A 19,554-nucleotide genomic window follows, 5' to 3' on the forward strand; every position below is an offset into this window, starting at 1 on the left:
GTTCTGTGAAATTGAAACTCAGCACGCGCGAAGCTATAAAGGGATTAATTTTTGTTTCGCCTTGGATCGTAGGTTTCTTGATTTTTACTTTAATACCGCTGATACGAACTTTCTATTACAGCCTCAACGAGGTGAAAGTGACAGCCGAGGGTGTGAGGACGTTTTTCGTCGGATTAAAAAACTTTAAAGATGCGTTTTTGACGGACGTAAATTATCCACAGCTTCTTATAGATTACTTCATGCAGATGCTTGTTTTTGTACCGATTATCGTATCTTTTGCGCTTGTCACATCCTTGCTTTTGAACATGAACATAAAGGGCAGGGGATTTTTCAGAACGATTTATTTCCTACCAGTTGTAATATCGAGCGGTCCTGTTTTTAGTAAACTTATAGATAAAGGTGCGATGACATTCTCCGGATTGGCTAATTTCCAATTCATACAAGATTTGCAGGCAAGCCTGCCACCTGCGTTTGCAAGGGTGGTAGGGATGTTCATTTCAGGATTTATAATGATACTGTGGTACTCTGGCGTTCAGATTCTCATCTACCTTGCAGGTTTGCAAAAAATTGACAAGAGCATGTACGAAGCGGCAAAAATTGACGGAGCGTCAAGTTGGCAGATGCTTTGGAAGATAACTATGCCAGTTCTCGCACCTTTTACGCTTGTTAACATAATCTACACTATCGTCACTGTATCCACATTCGCAACAAGCCCTATAATACAAAAAATACTTGTAGATATGTACAGACCGGAAAGAGGGTTGGGCTATGCCTCTGCACTTTCTTGGATCTACTTCTTCGCAATTTTGATAGTTATCGGTATCTTTGTGTTGATAGCGTCTATATACAGAAAGAGGGTTAGGGTGTCATGAGCAAGACAAACAAGTACGAACTGCTCTTGATTAAGAAGAGAGCTGTCAATTCAGTTCAGCTTGCGAGTACATATTTTCTGTTGCTTCTCATCGGATTCGTCTTCGTATATCCGGTTATATACATGCTCTCTTACAGTTTTATGGATGTTTCAGATTTAGTTAACCCCTTAGTGAAGTGGATTCCTACCAAATTGTACACAGGCAATTTCAAAGATGCGGCTAAGGTTTTAGACTATGCAAACGTGCTTATTCAAACGATAATTGTATCAGTAGTGCCGTCTGTACTCCAAACGTTCTCAGCATCGTTAGTGGGGTACGGATTCTCGAGATTCAAATTTCCAGGAAAGAATATCCTTCTTGCGATAGCTATTGCCACTTTCATATTACCGCCACAAGTAACTATGATTCCTCAGTTCCTCATGTTTAAGGATTTGAATCTTCTCGGCACGATATGGTCGTTGGTCTTGCCCGCAACGTTTGCGCAAGGAATCAGGAGTGCAATATTCATTCTTATTTTCTACCAATTCTTCAACATGTTCCCAAAATCGCTTGAGGAGGCAGCCAAAATCGATGGTGCATCAACCTTCACCGTTTTCTACAAAGTCGTCGCACCTTCCGCTGTGCCGGCATATCTGATATCGTTTTTGTTCTCGCTTGTGTGGTACTGGAACGATACGGTTATTACGGCGCTGTACTTGGGCGAAAAGTGGACGACTCTGCCGCTGCAACTTCAAAGATTCGAAGATACGTTCAGAAGGATATATCAAGCAACGCCCGGCATTGCTACAGGCAGGACGATAAATGAGGCAGTTGTCATGGCGGGCACGCTCTTGAGCATTGTACCTTTGCTCTTGATCTATTTCTTTGCGCAAGACTGGTTTGTTGAGAGTATAGACAGAACGGGAATAACGGGTGAATGAAATATCGATAATAAGTTAACCATTGGTTGAAGGTGGTGAGAAAATGGTAGCCTTTAGAACTAAAAGCATTTTTGTTTTATTTTTATTATTAGTAATTCTGAGCTTATCAACGTTCGCTCGGAATGTTCTGCCTGATGTACTAATGCAGGAGTACAAAGGCTCTTTCATGTACTTCCTTGAGCAAACGAACTGGAATGAAAAGAGTCCTGGTTACGGTCTGGTACGCGACAGGTATCCAGGCAATCCTTCGATTGCGAGCATCGCTTCAACGGGATTTGGATTGACAGCGCTTGTAATTGGCGTGGAGGAAGGGTGGATAGCGAAGGAAGATGGATATAAAAAAGCACTTGGAACTTTGGAAACTCTACTTAAACTTGATCATTTCAATGGGTTTTTCTACCACTTTTTGGACATCAACACAGGAAAACGTGCTTGGAACAGTGAAGTATCAACGATAGATACAGCAATATTGATGTGCGGTGTGCTTACCGCCGGGAAGTATTTTGGAGGACAAGCTTGGGATAAGGCAAGACAGCTTTATGAACGCATAAACTGGAACAAGATGGTTCATCCTACGAAGAACTATTTCTACATGGCGTATTATCCGGAAAAGGGATTTGAAGGATACTGGGATTTTTATGCAGAACAGCTCATGCTCTACATTCTCGGAGCTGGAACTCCGAATGAGAAGTACCGAATAGACCCAGTCGTTTATTACTCATTTAAGAGAAATTACGGTAGCTACAAGGGCGAAAAGTTCATACACTCTTGGTTCGGTTCACTTTTCACATATCAGTATTCCCACGCGTGGATAGATTTTAGAAATTGGTATGATAAACTTGGAGTGAATTGGTACGAAAATTCTGTTGGAGCGAGCTTTGCAAATTACAATTATTGTATAGATAATTCACAAAAGTACAAAAGTTTTACAATTGGTTGGGGTGTCACAGCGTGCGACACGCCAAAGGGATACAACGGCCTTCTTGGAACTCCACCGTCCGGGAATAACAGCACAGTGCATCAAATAGACGGAACGTTAGCACCTGCTGGAGCACTCGGATCGATTGTTTTTACCCCAAAAGAAACTATGTGGGCTGTAGGGAACTATTACAAATTGCCGAGCCTCATTGGAAAGTATGGACTCAAAGATTCGTTTAACTTGGATTTGAACTGGTATGCAACGGACTATATAGGGATAGACAAAGGTATCACTTTGCTGATGATTGCGAATTACAAAGACGAAATTGTCTGGAAGGTTTTTATGGATATTCAATATGTTAAAGATGGTCTGAAAAATTTGGGATTTGTTTATAAGAAAAATTGAAGGAATGGGAGGACATTTCGGCAATGAAACCAAACGAAATCCTTGAGTTAGAGCAGAGATTATCGTTTAACTTTTTTTGGAACGAAGTATCTCAGACAGATGAAGGTTACGGACTGATATTAGATAACATCTTAGAAAGATCTGTCTCAAGTATCGCGTCAGTTGGATTTGGTTTGAGTGCCATACCGATTGCAGTTGAACGTGGTTGGGTTTCAAGAAACGATGGTTACATAAGGGCTTTAAAGACTCTCGAGACTTTTAGAGATAACGTTGAGCAGAAGAATGGCTTCTTTATACATTTCGTAAACATGAAAGATGGTAAGAGGGCATGGAAATCGGAAATATCCGTCATCGATACCGCACTATTTTTGATGGGAGCTTTAACGGTTGGAGAATATTTCGGAGGAAATGTTTACAGTATTTTTGAGGACATATACGCGCGTGTAGATTTTCCATGGTACGTTGATAAGGGTAAGAACCAGTATTATATGGGCTACACTTACGAGAGGGGATTTTTCGGCAGCTGGGACGGATACGCCGAACAATTGATTATGTACATACTTGGAGCGGCTTCACCAACTCATCCAATTGACTCGTCACTGTACTACTCTTTTGAAAGAAAAGTTGGTAAATACAAAGATTACGAATTAATATACACTTACACAGGCTCTCTTTTCACTTATCAATTCTCGCATGCGTGGATCGACTTCAGAAACATTGTTGACAAAGACGGTATAAATTGGTTTGAAAATTCGGTGAGGGCCACGCTCGCCAACTGGGAGTTCTGTAAAGATATGCACGATCATTACAAAACCTTGCATGAAAAGTCATGGGGCTTGACAGCCTGCGATTCACCGCAAGGTTACAGGGGAGATTTTGGTGCACCACCATCTGCAAATAACAACACACAACACAGAACAGATGGGACCGTTCCTCCCTGCGGGGCGATAGGCTCAATAGTTTTCACCCCAGAAATCGTGGAAGAAACTGTAAGATATTACTATGAGAACGTTCCTGAGCTCTGGGGAGAGTATGGTTTTAAAGACGCATACAATCTCGACAAAGATTGGGTTTCTAAGATGTATATAGGTATTGACAAAGGTATAGAAGTCCTGATGATTGAAAATTACAAAACAGGAATGATTTGGGATATAGTTATGAAGAACAAATATGTGCAAAAGGGACTCGAATTGATTGGTTTTAAAAGGGCGGAGTGTTAATAATAGAGTTTTGAATACAAAAACGCCCCCATGCTTGTGTGCCGGGGGCATTTCTTCTTTCCACTGGGAGGGGAAAGTAGGGGGTACTGGGGTAGTTCTTTATCGTTTCTCAGTATTATCTTTTATCTGCGTTCGTTTTCTTCCAGAAGCGACTTCATTTTCCTGTAATCTTCTTCTGTGATTTCTCCTCTTGCGAACCTTTCGTCTAAGATTTGGATTGCTTCTGGCTTATGTCTCAAAAACACTCCCTTAGCGAAGAACAACCTGTAGATTATATACACTGCCAATATAAAGAGTCCGAAAGAAATTACTGGTCTTAGCCACCAAAGTGCTCCGAACCATCCACCAGCGCAACCTGCACCAAAAGCGGGAAATCCATACCACCAACGCATCATATTTATCACCTCCATTCAGAATCGCAATTATATTCTACACCCAAATTCTTAGAAAATCCTTAGAATATCATTTTGCTTTTTTCTAAGGTTTCTTTAAGTTTATGGTTGTAGTATAATATTCGTGACATCCTTAATAATAGGAGGTGGAACGGATGAAAAAGATGATTTTTGTTTTTGGTATAGTATTAACCATGCTTGTGCTTTTCAGTTGCAATCCTTTGAGTCTTCTTGAACCAAGAACATCGAAAGTTTCTGTCGTCTTATCATCTGGTATTGAGGAAAGTGGAGATACAGTCAAACCTCAAAAATTCAGCGGAGTGGAAATCCTTGGTACCCAGTCAAGGCAAGAAGCACCATGGGTTAAGAACATCGAGCACCTTTACGTGAAAGTCTCCAAGTTCTCGTATAGATACTCAACAAACCCAGGTGAGAACAAGTGGGCTACACCTACGGCTGTGGACAAAGTTGTTGACCTTACAACGCTTGACGCTACTGAGCTGAGCTGGTTAACATTTGACGTGCCTAAGGGGTCTGTGATATTGGCTCTTGGATTTGAGATAACCGAGGCTACGGTTACTGTTAATGGTACAGACTATCCAGTTGAAATTCCAGCCGGGAGCAAAAGAATAGTTCTTAAGAACTTGAACTGGCAAGTTGTCAACGATGAGTCTCAAATCGTCCTCAGCATTGACTGGACAAGGAGCATTGTAAAAACAAAGGGCGGAGATTATATGCTTGTCCCAAGGATTGCTTACAGGTGGAGAGGTGCATTGAAACAGTTGTGGGCAATCTATGGGGATGTGAAAATTAACGACTCAACCCCAACGGAGCCTTTGTTGATAGGATTGTATGAAGGAACCGACACATCGGCAACACCTGTTGTGCTGAAGATGATTCCTTTAAGAAATGAAGGAAAGTTCTACCTCGGAAAGCATGAAAAAGGCACTTATACGGCTGTTGTTTGGTATATTGATTTTACTTACGAAGGAACAGATGTCACTTTCACAGTTAATGAGGCGACATCGACGACGTTTGAGCATGGGGATGATACTGCATACACGGAACTCCATCTGACAATCAAGAAATAAAAAATGCAAAAATTAAAGCCCAGCGCACATATCGCTGGGCTTTTTATTTTTAAATTTACACTCACTCTTCGCTTAGAAGTATATTTTTGAGTTTCTTATAGTACACAGCAAACAAGACTGCCAATGCAATTCCTGAGCCAGTTAAGAGTAGCCAATTTAAAACCATCTTAATTCCTTCAAGTTTAGCCCTCATTATGATTAAGTTCAGCGGGAAGATGATGCCAAACGCAAGGCCGAGGGTTATTCCTTCTATTAGGAACGTCGCACCAACCGAGAACGGCTGGTTCTTCGCCTTACCTGGACTTTTGATACTGTAGTAAGAACCTATCAATGCACTGAGCATGAATAAAAGCACAGATATGGCTACGTAAATCAGAGATTGAACTGAGAATTTTCTGATTATCGATGCGATGATAGTGATAGCTACAAACACCGAGATGTTAATGAATACAGGTATGATGAGCTTTGGCAATATGAGGTTCTTAGGCCTAATTGGGAATGCCTTGACTACAGATTTGTATTGGATTTCGTTCGATGTCAGTATACCTGCTTCTATTGCACAATAAAGCACAGCTATTACGATGTATGGCGTGAGCGCACTTATTGAAGAGCTCGATGTGAAGAACATGAAAAGTGAAAAGATTGCAGGGTAGAGAATCAAGAAGATGAACTGCTCATTTCTGACAAGTAATTTAGTATCTTTCCAAAGTACACCGCCCATTCTGGAAGAGTAAGAGCTCTTTTTGAAATATTCTTTTTTCTCTTTACTCTTTTTGCGTATATTCTCAAATCCGACCTTTCCTGCCAACTTCCAAAATAGGAATAGAGAGCCTACAGAAAGAATGCCAACTGCGAGTACGATTGAGACGTTTTCAGAATATGACCATGTTAGGACGTTGTATTTGGAATTTGCAAAAGATAGTAATTTTACTATATTCTGGTTCTCACCTAAAGTTGAAAAGTCCACGTCTTGCAAACTCACAAAAACAAGGTATATGAATACGAGCAACAGTATCATCACCGTGTTAAGTATTCTGAGATACCTCTTCGATGTTACCCCACCAAAGAGAACTGCAAATAGGGCAGAGACACTTGAGAGAAATATTAAATGGAGCAACGTTTGGAGTATGAAAGCCAAGACATTCTGTTTAACTGCGATACCATATGCCAGGGCTGACGCTACAAAAAAACCAAGCGTGAAGGCTTGACTAGAAAGAGTGACAAGTAAATAGTACAGAGTGATTACGTTCCTTCTTATCGGTAAAGTGAGGAGGAATTCCACATCTTCGTTTCTCGAGAATGCGTACATCCCTGTTCCAACAAACCCTACGACGTAGAAGAGCGAGAACATCGATATCGTTAGAAAATAGAAAGCCTTAGCAACATCAGGAAATGCTGATAGTGCTTTGTAAATCTGATAATTTGATAAATAAATAAATATAGCCATTGGAAGAGTGGAAAATAGAAGGAGAATGATATATCTTGACCCTTGGCTTCTTGACGTGTTAGATTCCTTTCTTTTTGATTTTCGTTGTGCATTTTGCTGCATAAGGTTAAGTCCAACGTATCTGAACAATATACTCAATTCTCGCATATGTTTCACCTTCGCTCGCTACGAAATCAGAGGTTTTCAACAATTTCTTGTATATCGTCAGTGGCGGTGAGCGATAGGAAGATATCTTCCAATGACTTGCCGTAGCTCTCTTTCAGTTCCGCGACAGAACTTTCGGCGATTACTTGCCCTTTGTTTATTATCGCAACTCTATCGCACATCTTTTCGGCTATTTCAAGTATGTGTGTTGTCATGAAGATTGTCATTCCTTCACTCGCGTATTTTCTAAGCAGTTCTTTAAGTATTCGAGCACTCTTTGCGTCAAGACCTACAGTTGGTTCATCTAAAAACAGCACTTCTGGTTTTCTCATCAAAACAGAGATGAGCATGAGTTTTTGCTTCATACCGTGCGACATTTCGCCGACAAGTTTTGAAAGATAATCTACCCCGAACGCACCGCATAGCTCATCTATCCTTTCTTCGAGCTGCTTTTTGTCTAATCGATATATCGCAATTATGAAATCAAGGAACTCGTATCCTTTGAGATGTTCGTAAATCTTCGGTTCATCTGGCACAATACCGATTCTCCGCTTTATCTCAACATCATAATCCTTCATATCAAGTCCAAGTATTTCCACTTTACCACTTGTTGGCTTGAGTGTTCCAGTGAGCATCTTTATAGTAGTTGTCTTACCTGCACCATTAGGACCAAGGAAACCAAATATCTCGCCATGTTTGACCTGAAGATTTACACCATCTACAGCGGTGAAATCCCCGAACTTTTTTACAAGACCAGCAGCACGTATTGCTAACCCGGACATATAGTATTTGTACCCCCTTATGTGCGAAATATTAAGTTAATAAAATTCTACCTCAAAAGGTCAGAATGTCAAATTAAAAAAATCACATAGTATATTGTGTGAGATTTTAAAATTCGTTTTGCACATTACTGCATCTCCTCAAGTATTCTTAGATCTTGTCCTACTATTACTACACTTCCTGGAATTATCTTCTTATAGCTCTCCAAGGTTCTCAACAGTTGGTAGAATTCACTATCTCGTGCGAATGACTCAGCATAGATTTGTGTTGCACTGGCTTCACCTGTTCCTTTTATCTTTTCTGCTTCGCTTATTGCTTGTGCCTTAATTATTGTTGCCTGCTTCTCGGCTTCCGCCCTAATCCTCTGAGCTTCTTTTTGTCCTTCTGCTCTGATAAGTTCGGCTATGCTCTGCCTTTCCGACTTCATTCTCTCAAAAACCGCTTGCTGGTTTTCTTTTGGAAGGTCTGTGTGTTTAATTCGCACGTCCAATACTTCAATGCCAAATTCGGAGAGGTTCTTTCGGGCAAAATTAGTTATAGCCGACAAGTACTGCCTTTCGCCCGTCACTATATCGTCGAAATTGAGCTTCGCGAGTATGTTCCTCAGGCCAGAGTAGATAACATCGTCTATTCTTGATAGTGCTAAGTTTGGTGTTTTGACCGATTCGATGAATTTCTTGGGGTCTGAGATCTTCCATATCGCATATGAATCTACAAGCATTGTTTTCTTATCGAGCGATATTATCTTTTCAACAGGAATATCGTAGATGTAGTATCTTTTACTCAGCCTAACGACGTTGTCGATGAATGGAGAACGAAAGTATATGCCTGGTTCGGAAATAACGCGTCTTATCTCTCCAAATCGCAACACTATGGCATATTGAGTTTGATCTACGATGAACAGCGATAAAGCTGCCAGAATTAATATCACTACTGCGAAAATGCTTACAGAAATTATTGTCGTAATCCTTTTCATTTTGAACCACCACCTAACAGGTTGTCGAGATTGAGGAACGTGATTTTTTGAGAATCATCCAATGTTATTATAGTTCTCGCTTTTGGCAATACCTGTTCGAGTGTTTCTATTCTGAGCCTTGTTTCTGTGATTTTTGGAGCTTTCTTGTACTCGTTGAGGATGCTCAAGAATCTTTGTGTTTCACCGGTGGCTTGGAGAATCTTCTCTTGTGCATATGCTTCCGCTTCAAGGATTATCTTCTTAGCCTCACCTTCGACCTTAGGAATGAGGTTGTTTGCGTATTTTAAAGCTTCGTTGATGTATCTTTCCTTATCTTGCTTGGCGTTGTTTACATCATCGAAAGCAGAAATCACTGGAGCAGGCGGAACAACTTCCTGGAGCAGTACATTAATCACATAGATTCCTACGTCATAACTGTCGAGAAGTTTTTGGACTATTTCTCGGACCTCCGAAGAGACTGTATCCCTTTCAGCAGTCAATATTTCATCAACGGTCCTTCTTGCGATGCGCTCTCTTAACGCGGATTCTGTAGAGAATTTGACAAGCGCTTCAGGATTATCAACCTTGAATGCGAATTTGATAGGATCACTTACTCGGAACTGAACTACTGCCTCAACTGAGACAATATTTCCATCTTCTGTTAGAGCCAGGGCTTCTTCCTCTTCGCTGGCATATTGACCTGGTCTCACCGTTCTGAATCCAATTTCCTGTTTCCTCACAGTCTGAACGTCGACTATGACGTGCGACTGGAATGGATAAGGTGCGTGTGCGTGTATACCAGGTCCTGTGGTATGTGAGTACTTTCCAAAGGTCTTGATTAAAGCAACTTCTGAAGGACCAACTTGATAGACCCCCGTACCAAAATAAATAACTACAAGTACGATTAAAATAGTTAGCAAGATAGTACTTCTTTTGGTGCTCATGTTTGTCACCTCTCTATTTGTATGTTCAAAATCATTATACCACGCATTTGGAAAAAAGCAGGTGTGAAAGACTCTTGAAGAACGCTCAGAAATTCTTATTGCCGTTCTTCAATTTGAGCAGAACGAACATGAACGGTGCACCTATGAGGGAGGTGATTATTCCAACAGGGATTTCAACGGGGTTGAGCAATGTACGGGCTAATGTATCGCAGATTGACATGAGCATGCCACCTAAGAGAATGGTAGCAACGATGTTGTTCCTGTGTTTCGGACCAGCTAACGTTCGTGCCATGTGCGGGACTATCAATCCAACAAATCCTATAATTCCTGTTTTTGAAACGAAAGCTGCGGTAACGAACGCACCAAGCAAGTAAAAGAGCCATTTTAGAAGCTCAACATTGACTCCCAAACTCTTCGCTTCTTTCTCGCCAAGTACCATTGCATCGAGCTGTCTGCTCATCATCATCGATAGTACGGCAAGAGTTGTTAAAGAAATTGCTGGTAGCACAATATCAGTAAATGTGATTCCGGAAAAAGAACCAAAAAGCCAGACGTGGCCTGTTACGAGTGATCTATTCGCTATATTCAAAAGGAGCATGCTCCCTGCCGAGAACATAGTGCTCACGAGTACACCGCTTAGGACTAAATGTACGGTAGGGACTATGTTGCCCTTTCTCGCAAGTGCTATAGCCAGCATAGATGCTACTACTGCGAATATGAAACTCATTGTTGGTATACTCACGTGAGCGATAGAGTTGACAATGAAGTATATGCCTAAAAGAGCACCGAAACTTGCACCAGCAGACGTTCCGATAAGATATGGGTCAACAAGTGGGTTTTTCATTATCGCTTGAAATATGTTACCTACAAGTGCCAGTGCTGAACCTGTGAGCGTTGCCATTAAGACCCTCGGAAGTCTTAAGTGCCAGAGCATGTAGCTTTCTGGAGAGTCTGAGTTTATTAATTTTATGGCTTTGATTGGGCTAACATATACCGTCCCAAAAGAGATATTGATGAGAAAAACAAATAAGAAAAGGACAGGGAGAAGATATCTCCCTGTCTTGATTAAGAGAACCCTTAACTTAGTCAATATTATTTTCCTCCGTAGAAGAAGTTGTAGAATATATCCAAGTATTTAAAAACATGAGGTGCTGCCTGACTAATTTCGTCTCCGTCAATTACAAAGACCTTTCCATTCTTAACTGCTTTCAGGTTTTTCATTATTGAATGGTTCTTCACTGTTTTTTCAATTTCTTTTGGATCTCCATAACCGCCAATGACAATAACATCAGGATCTTGTTTAACAAGCCATTCCCAGCTGACTGAAAGCCAGCCGTTGTTTCCTGAATAAGGAGCCGCTATGTTCCTTCCACCAGCGATAACGATGAGCTCGTTCACATATGAACCAGTACCAGCGGTCCAGAGCTCTTTGGCTTTTTCATCTGGAATTGTTATCGTGAAGAATACAGTTGGCCTGTTTTCTAATGGTATTTTTGATGTCTTTTGTCCCATTTCAGCCATCTTGTCTCTTAACTCTTGTGATATTTTGTCAGCTTTAGCCTTAATGTTAAAAACTGCGCCGAGTTGTCCAACGGCCTTTATGATATCAGTCAATGTGTTTGCATTGAGAACGTATGCAGTAAGATTTGCTTTCTCAAGTTTCTCAACTTCTGGAAATTGGAATCCGCCAAATGTGAACACAATATCTGGTTTTAGCGAGTAAATCTTTTCAATGTTCAGTGGTACCATGTTTCCGATGTTTTCAGCCTTTCTGTAATTATCCCATGCTGTGACTCCAACTATTCTGTTTTCAAGTCCAAGGGCCTGCAAGTATCTTGTTGCGCTCGGTGCTGCGGATACTACCCTTCTTGGTGGCATCGGGATGTTAACGATACGTCCAGCATCGTCTACGACTGCTATCGCTAAGGATAAGACAGTGCTTAAGAGTACAAAAAGTGCTAAAAACCTTCTCAGTGTTCCAGACCTAAACATAGCAAAACCCTCCCTCTTTGCAAAAATTTGTTGCCATCCCCAGGCGTCGTGGTGGATGGCATACCTTCCTCTACACATCAGGTCTCCCGACTTGTGGATCATCCTACTCCCTGCGCCTTCCCAGCCTTTTAAGAATTAGCCAGTGGCACTTTGCAGGTTTCGTCCCCACTTACGGTGGCGGCCCCGTGCCGGATTTTCACCGGTCTTCCCTTGAGTGTGTAAAGGGAGGTTATTCTTATTTCGTATTATACTACACCCTTTTAGCTACAGCAACTGCCCTTTTCGTTCTTCTGTATCCCAACGTCTGTTCTTAAAGCTGTCTTTTTTATGTATATGACGTTTATCACGCTGTATATGCCTGTGATGAAAAGTATAGCGTCGGCAAGGCTGAGCTTGTATACTTCATCGCCTATTATCAGATTCGAAAAAGATATCAAGTACGCGAGCAGAACATAACCTGCGGCGATTGAAAACAAAATGCTCCCTACGTAAAGATGTGCGACTCTGAATGAGTAATTCGCCGTGCCATACTCGCGAAATCCGAAGAAAAAGACCATTGAAAAGCTGAGTATAACGAGTGAGAATATTATCTCGTCACTAAGAAGATACGATATGAAGGTGATGAGTGATAACACAAGCATCGTTAACAACATCCTGTTCAGGCTTCTCATATGATCACCCTTCCGATCGTGTATGTGATGAAAGCTAAGATGTAAGATATGCTTAGGCTATATATCACTGCAAACGCTGTATATTTCCAGCTGTTCGTTTCACCTTTTATTGCAGCCAGTGTTGCAAAGCACGGCATGTATCCGAGGACGAATACCATTAACGAAGCAGCAACGACCGGATTTAAGTGAATATTAGACGCATTCTCGTAAAACTGAGACAGAGAAGATACAATGACTTCTTTAGCAACACCGCCAAATATGAGCGCTGAAACTATTTGCCAAGTGTAGTTAAGAGGTGCGAATATAGGTTGCAAAAACTTACCAAGCATCGAAACGTAGCTGTTTTCTATGTTTGCTGGATCAGGGAAGTAACTAAGTGCCCAAATTACAACACTTGATACGAATATTATCGTTCCTGCTTTCTCCAAGAAGTGCCTTCCTCTGTTCCACATGTACGTAGCAACGTTCGAAATCTTTGGAAATCTGTACCTTGGCAACTCCATGACAAGCGGAACGTTTTGTCCTTTTAGTACAACCTTGTTTATGATTCTTGACGAGAGAGCTGTCAAAACGAGGCTCAGTACGTATATAGCAAAGAATGCCTCAGCTTTATGGTTCGGGAACGCGACGCTTATGATTAAAAGGTATACGGGAATTCGCGCACTGCAACTGATGAATGGCGAAACTAAAATTGTTGTAACTCTTTCTCTTTCGTCAGAAAGCCCGCGAGCTGCCATAACTGTACTAACGTTACAACCAAAACCAAGTAAGAGAGTCATGAACGAACGGCCCGTGAGCCTCAGCGAATACATAATTCTGTCCATCAAAAATGCGATCCTTGGTAGATACCCACTCTCCTCCATTATTCCAAGTGCGAAGAAGAGTGCGAAGATACTCGGGACAAACGCGAGAACACTTCCTACGCCATTTATTATGCCTTGAGAAATAAGCGACGAAAGCATCGTTTCCGAGCCAATCATTTCTGAAAGTTTTCCGAATAAGAATTCAAGAAGTCCGACAAGGGGTTCGGAGACTTTGAAGGTAAAATTAAATGCAAGGTACATAAGCGCGAGGAATATCGGGATACCAATGAATCTATGAGTCAGTACGTGATCCAGAGCCTCAGTAACCGTTAATGCGCTGTCGGTTTTCTGGAAAGCCTTTTGCAAGACGTCGTTTATGTACTCGTACTTGATCGAAGGTATTTTTGTAGCAAGTGAGTCATCTGACTTTTCAGGATTGCTATTCATATTTGAACTCTGAAGTTCTTCAGACTGGCCCTGTTTTTGACAATCTTTGCTCAAAAACTCAGATACGAACTTGTCCCCTTCGATAACTTTTATGGCAGTGAATCTTTTATTGAAACCTTCCATCACGCACTTTTCTACTTCAGAGATCCTTTCTTCGACCTCTTTTCCGTAGTCTATTAATAAAGGTCTTGTGGGTTTTTTAAACGCAGATACGATCTTCTGTTTAAGTTCATCAATACCTTCCCCGGTGTGAGCTGACGTAAGGATAACGGGCACTCGCAGAAATGTCTCGAGTACGGCTTTATCTATTTTGTATCCGCCCTTTCTTGCCTCGTCAATCGCATTAAACACCGCAACGACGTTGAGTTCCAATTCTAATGCTTCGAGGAGTAAAAACAATCCCTGTTCAGGGCTCATACTATCGATTATTACTACCGTCACATTTGGCGGAGAAAAGAGCAGATAATCTCTCGTCACTTTTTCATCTATCGACGTGGCTGTCAGTGTGTATACGCCAGGCAAATCAACAAAATGAAGAGTGTAGCCTTCATACGTTGTGGCACCTTCTATCCTCGATACCGTAACACCGGGCCAGTTGGCGACGTACTGCCTCGCGCCAACCAACCTGTTGAAAAGGCTTGTTTTTCCTACGTTTGGATTTCCGAGTAGTCCTACTGTTATGACCATTACTTACCACACTCCTGACGTTTTTCAACCTGTAGAGATTCTGTCATCTTGTAATCTTTGACTGGTACAACATAGATCTTTGAGAGTTTCCCAAGTCCTATGTCATAAAGACCAGTAGGTGTCTTCACCCTTCTGTCTGGTAGTAACAAGAGCTTTGAATTTTCAACTATACCACATTTTTCAAAGAATCTTCTTGCCATAATCCCGGCTCTCAGTTCTTTGACGATGTATTCTCCGGGGGCAACGTATGAAAGTGGTAAAGAGCTCTCCTGCTGGAGCTTCACCTCAATCAGCTCAGCTTCTGATTGCCTAAGTGTTATTATCTTGTTGAACACTTTGTACATGCGTGGGTCACCCATCGGTGCACTCCTGATAACTGTTATGCTCACTCCAGGCAAGATACCTATAGCTCTCAGTCTTGGAGAAATTTCAGATTCACCAACCTTTTCAACAATCGCTTCTGCACCAACAGGTACTTCTGATAATCTCATAATTCACCCCCACTTTCAATTATCATTAAAGAAATTGAGAATCAATCTCAATAATATGATACATTAAGAGTGTAATGATGTCAATAATTTTTGAGAATTTTTTCTCAAATCCATTCTAATAAAAAGTATTGTTGACCACGGGAAGTTATAGTGCTAAAATAACAGTATACTTTTGCATGAGCGTTATTGTGTCCTGTTGCTAATTACAGAAGGTGTTTTAAAGTTTCACAAGTGTAAGTCAATTTATACGAAGTGGGGGGAAGAGTATGGAGATGAGTAAGGAGAAGTTGTACGAATTTATTGAAAAGAACAAGGTAGGATTTATTAGGTTACAGTTCACGGATATCAACGGGACGATGAAGAACGTTGAAATACCTGCCGATGAGATTGACAGTGCATTGTCTTCAGGTATTATGTTCGATGGCTCATCAGTTGAGGGTTTTGCAAGGCTACACGAATCAGATATGTATCTTAAACCAGACTTGAGAACCGTTGCAATGCTGCCGTGGACATTCGACGGACGAAGGAGTGCAAGGATTATCTGCGATGTGTACAACAATCCTGAAACACCGTTCGAGGGTGACCCGAGATACAGATTGAGACTTGTGGAAGAGAAAGCGAGGAAGATGGGGTTCATTCCATACGCAGGTCCAGAGGTGGAGTTCTTTATCCTTCCAAGAGCGAATGGAAGACCGGTTTTCGAATTTCTCGATAATGGAAGCTACTTCGATTTGTTACCGGTAGATATAGCCGAGGACATAAGAACGGAAGTCTCAGTGCACCTTGAAGAGATGGGAATTGATGTCGAAACAACTCACCACGAGGTTGCTCCATCTCAGCACGAAGTTGATTTCAGATACGCAGAGCCTATTGTTGCTGCTGATAATGTCCAAACCGTTAAACTTGTTATCAAGACACTTGCAATTAGGAATAATCTTTATGCAACCTTCATGCCTAAACCATTCTTTGGCGTAAATGGAAGCGGTATGCACGTTCATATGAGTCTTTTCACACTCGATGGGAAGAACGCTTTTTACGATGAGACTGCGCCTGATGGTATTTCTCAAACTATGAAGTACTTTATTGGTGGATTAATTGCACACGCACGTGAGATAACCGCTGTCACAAATCCAACTGTTAACAGCTACAAGAGATTGGTTCCTGGATACGAGGCACCTGTAAACATAGCATGGAGTAAAGGTAACAGAACCGCTTTAATAAGGATTCCTAAGGCAAGGGGAAAGGCTACAAGGCTCGAGTACCGTGCACCGGATCCGTCATGTAACCCTTATCTCGCATTCGCAGTTATTTTAGCAGCAGGATTAAACGGTATAGAGAATAAAATAGAGGCACCTATGGCAGTTGAGGAGAATATATACAAGATGACAGAAGCGGAAAAGCAAAAAAGAGGTATCAACAAACTTCCAGCAAATCTTAAAGAGGCACTGATCGAAGCAGAAAAGAGCAAGTTAGTAAGGGAAGTATTGGGAGAGCATGTGTGGGAGAAGTTCCTGACATTAAAAGAAAGAGAATGGTGGGAATATTCAACAAACGTTTCTGAATGGGAGAGGAAGAGGTACGAAAACATATAGTCTCGGCAGTTTTCTGCCAACAACACCTGAAGAGTTAAGAATAAAAAACTTAGATATCATCTTAGTGACGGGTGATGCCTACGTGGATCACCCGTCTTTTGGCGCTGCATTACTTGGGAGGTATCTCGAATCTCACGGCTATAAGGTTGGAATCATCGCACAACCTGAGAATCCTCAAGATATAGAGCGACTTGGAAAGCCTAATCTGTTCTTTGGTGTCACTTCGGGTAATGTCGATTCCATGGTGGCTAATTATACCGCATCAAGGAAAAAGAGAAAGAGCGATGATTATACACCAGGCGGTGTCAATAACAAAAGACCTGATAGAGCTGTAATACAGTATGTGAACTGGATAAAACAGGTTTTCAAAGATGTCAAAGTTGTTATCGGTGGTATAGAGGCAAGCTTACGTAGATTCGCACATTATGATTGGTGGAGTGATAAGGTTAGGAAATCGATATTAATCGATTCAAAAGCTGATATTCTTGTGTACGGCATGGGGGAACGCGCAATACTCGAAATCGCAAAGCGTCTGGAGAACGGAAAAGACCTCGATAACATACGCGGCACGATGGTTTGGAAAAGTTCAATACCGCAGAATATACAAAACGCAATTTTCTTGCCTACGTTCGAAGAGGTTTCGGTTGATAAGAAACTCTACGGTGAAGCTTATAAGAAAGCAGTGTTCTTCACAGATCCATACAAAAATTACGTTTTAGTACAAAAGCAGGATAACAGGTACGTAATCCAATATCCGCCTGCTTTGCCATTAACACAGGAAGAACTCGATGAGCTGTATTTACTCCCTTATACAAGGCACGTGCATCCATTTTACCTTTCCAAAGGCGAAGTAAAGGCTATAGAAACGGTGAAATTTTCAATAACAGCGGTTAGAGGTTGTTTTGGTAATTGCTCGTTCTGTGCAATCACGAATCACCAGTCGACCCATGTTGTATCAAGGTCTGTTGATTCCATAATCGAGGAAGCTAAAATACTCACAAGACTGCCTGATTTTCGGGGCACGATTGTTGATGTTGGTGGTCCCACAGCAAATATGTATGGGTTATCTTGCCAAGTCAGGAATTCAAAAGGTCAGTGTGAAAAAGGTTGTCTGCATCCAAGCGTTTGTAAACTGTCTATTTCTGGCGAACAATTCGATAGTGCGGATGCGTTCATATCGCTGCTCAAGTCAGTCAAATCGGTGCCGGGTGTAAAACACGTCTTCATAGGTTCGGGTTTGAGACACGATTTGATACTTGCATCTTCAAAGGCTGATTACATAATAAATGAGCTTGTGGAATTCACTTCAGGTCAGCTAAAACTAGCACCAGAGCATGCACATCCAAAGGTATTAAAATTCATGCACAAACCTTCAGCAGAACTGTTCTTGGATTTCAAAAAACGCTTTGAAGATGATGCAAGACGAAAAGGACAAAAAAAGTATGTGATAGGCTATTTCATCGTCGCACATCCCGGTGAAGGACCAGAAGAAAATAAATACCTTCGCGAGTTTATCAAGAGAAACCTGGGTTACATACCACAGCAAGTTCAGATATTTACACCAACCCCAGGAACGCTCAGCACGACCATGTATTATACTGGTTTCGATCCGTTCACTGGGGAAAGTGTTTATGTAGAAAAGAGCGAGAAGAACAGAAATTTGTACAAAGAGAATATTATTAACCTAAGAAAATGATGATTTCTTAAATGAAAACTTTCTCAACGTATGGACTTGTAAACGCTCTTAGTGCGCAGCCATAACTCATTCTAAACCTTACTATGTCCCCTACTTTGAATTCTCTATTGCTCTCGGTTGTGTCAACTATAAGGTGGTCGCTTGAAGCGTGGAGTATTTGAAGCCCATCTTCAAGAGGTTTTAATCCATCTGGTTTAACATCTTGTTCGCCGACAGCAAGTATTACTCTTTTTCTGTATCCTCTATCTTCAAAGTGTGGCGTTCTTCCAAACGCGTCTTTTCCTATTTCTCCTACTGGGACTGATGGCTTGTAATCCACCTCGATAACTTCTGCCTCTAATATCACGGTATCTTGTCTTAGGTATGGTATATCCCTATCACCAGTAGCATCGGTTCCGAGTATTATGCCTTCTCCAACCCTGAATTGGTTTATGCCTTTTGGCAATTTTCTATCCTCGAGCAATTTCAACGTCACTGTACTGCCACCACTAACAATTAATTGGCGACCGAGTTCTTTCTCGAGTTCATCTTTTATTCTCAGTAGCATACTCATGTTTTCTTCGGTGGGCAAGACTCCACCGTAACAACCTACGTTAGTGCCGATGCCACGAAGATGAACGAATCTGAGATTATTTGCTACTTCGATTATTTCCTCTTTAGCCTTTTCAAACCAAACACCCTCTCTTAAATCGCCGACATCGATCATGTATATCAGACTGACATTTCTGTCTATTTCTTGAGCGTGTCTGTCTATGAGGTATGCAGTCTCTGGCATCGACACTAAGAATTCATCTACAATTCCTACAGCAAACGGAATTTCCGATGGCATAGGTATTCTCAACAGTTGGTATGGACCAGGAACTCCATTTTTGTACAGGTTTACGATGTTCTTGAGACGAGATTCCCCAATTTTGTCGACACCATTCAAGCGCATGATTTTACCTATTTGAGGATTCCCGAGCGTGAGTTTTGTCACGCCAACAAGTTCAATACCGTTAGAATGACATATTTCTGATAGCTTCTGAACGTTGTTCTTTAATACGGAGGTGTCTATAATAAGCCTTGGGTAATCCATAAAATCCCCCT

At 41.4% G+C, this 19,554-nt stretch carries 18 protein-coding genes and 1 riboswitch; of the genes, 7 read left to right on the top strand and 11 right to left on the bottom strand.

The window, feature by feature from the left end; all coding sequences use genetic code 11:
• Positions 1-5: 5 nt before the first annotated feature.
• Genes IB67_RS02090 through IB67_RS02105 form a run of 4 tightly spaced genes read left to right on the top strand, consistent with a single transcriptional unit; the run spans position 6 to position 4,336 of the window.
• On the top strand, positions 6-872 hold the full coding sequence (locus tag IB67_RS02090) for a carbohydrate ABC transporter permease (RefSeq protein WP_498875406.1): 867 nt from the start codon (positions 6-8) through the stop codon (positions 870-872).
• Positions 869-1,792: a carbohydrate ABC transporter permease gene (locus IB67_RS02095; protein ID WP_498875407.1), complete on the top strand. Its 924-nt coding sequence runs from the start codon at positions 869-871 to the stop codon at positions 1,790-1,792. The genes IB67_RS02090 and IB67_RS02095 overlap by 4 nt, the downstream gene beginning before the upstream one ends.
• Before the next feature lie 43 nt (positions 1,793-1,835).
• Positions 1,836-3,116 carry a glucoamylase family protein gene (locus tag IB67_RS02100; RefSeq protein ID WP_498875408.1) on the top strand — a complete coding sequence of 427 codons (1,281 nt, stop codon included), beginning with the start codon at positions 1,836-1,838 and terminating at the stop codon, positions 3,114-3,116.
• A 23-nt stretch (positions 3,117-3,139) separates the two neighbouring features.
• Entirely contained in the window at positions 3,140-4,336 is a 1,197-nt protein-coding gene (locus tag IB67_RS02105; RefSeq protein ID WP_498875409.1) for a glucoamylase family protein, read from the top strand.
• Between the two features lie 122 nt (positions 4,337-4,458).
• On the opposite strand, the gene IB67_RS02110 is transcribed toward IB67_RS02105, so the two are convergent.
• Positions 4,459-4,731, bottom strand: a complete 273-nt coding sequence (locus tag IB67_RS02110) for an SHOCT domain-containing protein (protein WP_498875410.1) — start codon at positions 4,729-4,731, stop codon at positions 4,459-4,461.
• 152 nt (positions 4,732-4,883) lie between these two features.
• Here IB67_RS02110 and IB67_RS02115 point away from each other — a divergent pair, with 152 nt between their 5' ends.
• Positions 4,884-5,819, top strand: a complete 936-nt coding sequence (locus IB67_RS02115) for a DUF4382 domain-containing protein (protein WP_498875411.1) — start codon at positions 4,884-4,886, stop codon at positions 5,817-5,819.
• A gap of 61 nt (positions 5,820-5,880) precedes the next feature.
• On the opposite strand, the gene IB67_RS02120 is transcribed toward IB67_RS02115, so the two are convergent.
• From IB67_RS02120 to IB67_RS02160, 9 genes are all read right to left on the bottom strand, one after another.
• The gene (locus tag IB67_RS02120; RefSeq protein WP_339746095.1) at positions 5,881-7,413 is read right to left on the bottom strand and encodes a permease-like membrane multi-spanning protein; all 1,533 of its coding nucleotides are present in this window, start codon (positions 7,411-7,413) and stop codon (positions 5,881-5,883) included.
• A 26-nt stretch (positions 7,414-7,439) separates the two neighbouring features.
• Positions 7,440-8,192 carry an ABC transporter ATP-binding protein gene (locus tag IB67_RS02125; protein WP_072758350.1) on the bottom strand — a complete coding sequence of 251 codons (753 nt, stop codon included), beginning with the start codon at positions 8,190-8,192 and terminating at the stop codon, positions 7,440-7,442.
• A gap of 125 nt (positions 8,193-8,317) precedes the next feature.
• A complete protein-coding gene (hflC, locus tag IB67_RS02130; protein ID WP_072758352.1) occupies positions 8,318-9,166 on the bottom strand; it encodes a protease modulator HflC in 849 nt (282 codons plus the stop codon).
• Positions 9,163-10,089 carry an FtsH protease activity modulator HflK gene (gene hflK, locus IB67_RS02135; protein WP_072758354.1) on the bottom strand — a complete coding sequence of 309 codons (927 nt, stop codon included), beginning with the start codon at positions 10,087-10,089 and terminating at the stop codon, positions 9,163-9,165. The genes hflC and hflK overlap by 4 nt, the downstream gene beginning before the upstream one ends.
• A gap of 85 nt (positions 10,090-10,174) precedes the next feature.
• The gene (locus IB67_RS02140; protein WP_072758356.1) at positions 10,175-11,179 is read right to left on the bottom strand and encodes a FecCD family ABC transporter permease; all 1,005 of its coding nucleotides are present in this window, start codon (positions 11,177-11,179) and stop codon (positions 10,175-10,177) included.
• Between the two features lie 2 nt (positions 11,180-11,181).
• Positions 11,182-12,081: an ABC transporter substrate-binding protein gene (locus IB67_RS02145; protein ID WP_072758358.1), complete on the bottom strand. Its 900-nt coding sequence runs from the start codon at positions 12,079-12,081 to the stop codon at positions 11,182-11,184.
• A gap of 59 nt (positions 12,082-12,140) precedes the next feature.
• Positions 12,141-12,315, bottom strand: a riboswitch (cobalamin riboswitch).
• 26 nt (positions 12,316-12,341) lie between these two features.
• Positions 12,342-12,752 carry a hypothetical protein gene (locus IB67_RS02150; RefSeq protein WP_072758360.1) on the bottom strand — a complete coding sequence of 137 codons (411 nt, stop codon included), beginning with the start codon at positions 12,750-12,752 and terminating at the stop codon, positions 12,342-12,344.
• Positions 12,749-14,689: a ferrous iron transport protein B gene (gene feoB / locus IB67_RS02155; protein WP_072758362.1), complete on the bottom strand. Its 1,941-nt coding sequence runs from the start codon at positions 14,687-14,689 to the stop codon at positions 12,749-12,751. The genes IB67_RS02150 and feoB overlap by 4 nt, the downstream gene beginning before the upstream one ends.
• Positions 14,689-15,180 carry a FeoA family protein gene (locus IB67_RS02160; protein ID WP_072758364.1) on the bottom strand — a complete coding sequence of 164 codons (492 nt, stop codon included), beginning with the start codon at positions 15,178-15,180 and terminating at the stop codon, positions 14,689-14,691. Before IB67_RS02160 ends, feoB begins: the two co-directional genes overlap by 1 nt.
• A 272-nt stretch (positions 15,181-15,452) precedes the next feature.
• Here IB67_RS02160 and glnA point away from each other — a divergent pair, with 272 nt between their 5' ends.
• Positions 15,453-16,772, top strand: coding sequence for a type I glutamate--ammonia ligase (gene glnA / locus IB67_RS02165; RefSeq protein WP_072758691.1), 1,320 nt, complete (start codon positions 15,453-15,455; stop codon positions 16,770-16,772).
• Positions 16,738-18,468, top strand: coding sequence for a YgiQ family radical SAM protein (locus tag IB67_RS02170; RefSeq protein ID WP_072758366.1), 1,731 nt, complete (start codon positions 16,738-16,740; stop codon positions 18,466-18,468). The genes glnA and IB67_RS02170 overlap by 35 nt, the downstream gene beginning before the upstream one ends.
• 7 nt (positions 18,469-18,475) lie before the next feature.
• Here IB67_RS02170 and IB67_RS02175 read toward each other — a convergent pair whose 3' ends face one another.
• Complete coding sequence (locus IB67_RS02175) at positions 18,476-19,543, bottom strand: alanine/ornithine racemase family PLP-dependent enzyme (protein WP_072758368.1); 1,068 nt, start codon at positions 19,541-19,543, stop codon at positions 18,476-18,478.
• Positions 19,544-19,554 lie beyond the last annotated feature (11 nt).

Origin of the sequence: Fervidobacterium riparium, from assembly GCF_025370035.1 — a bacterium.
GTDB lineage: Bacteria > Thermotogota > Thermotogae > Thermotogales > Fervidobacteriaceae > Fervidobacterium > Fervidobacterium gondwanense.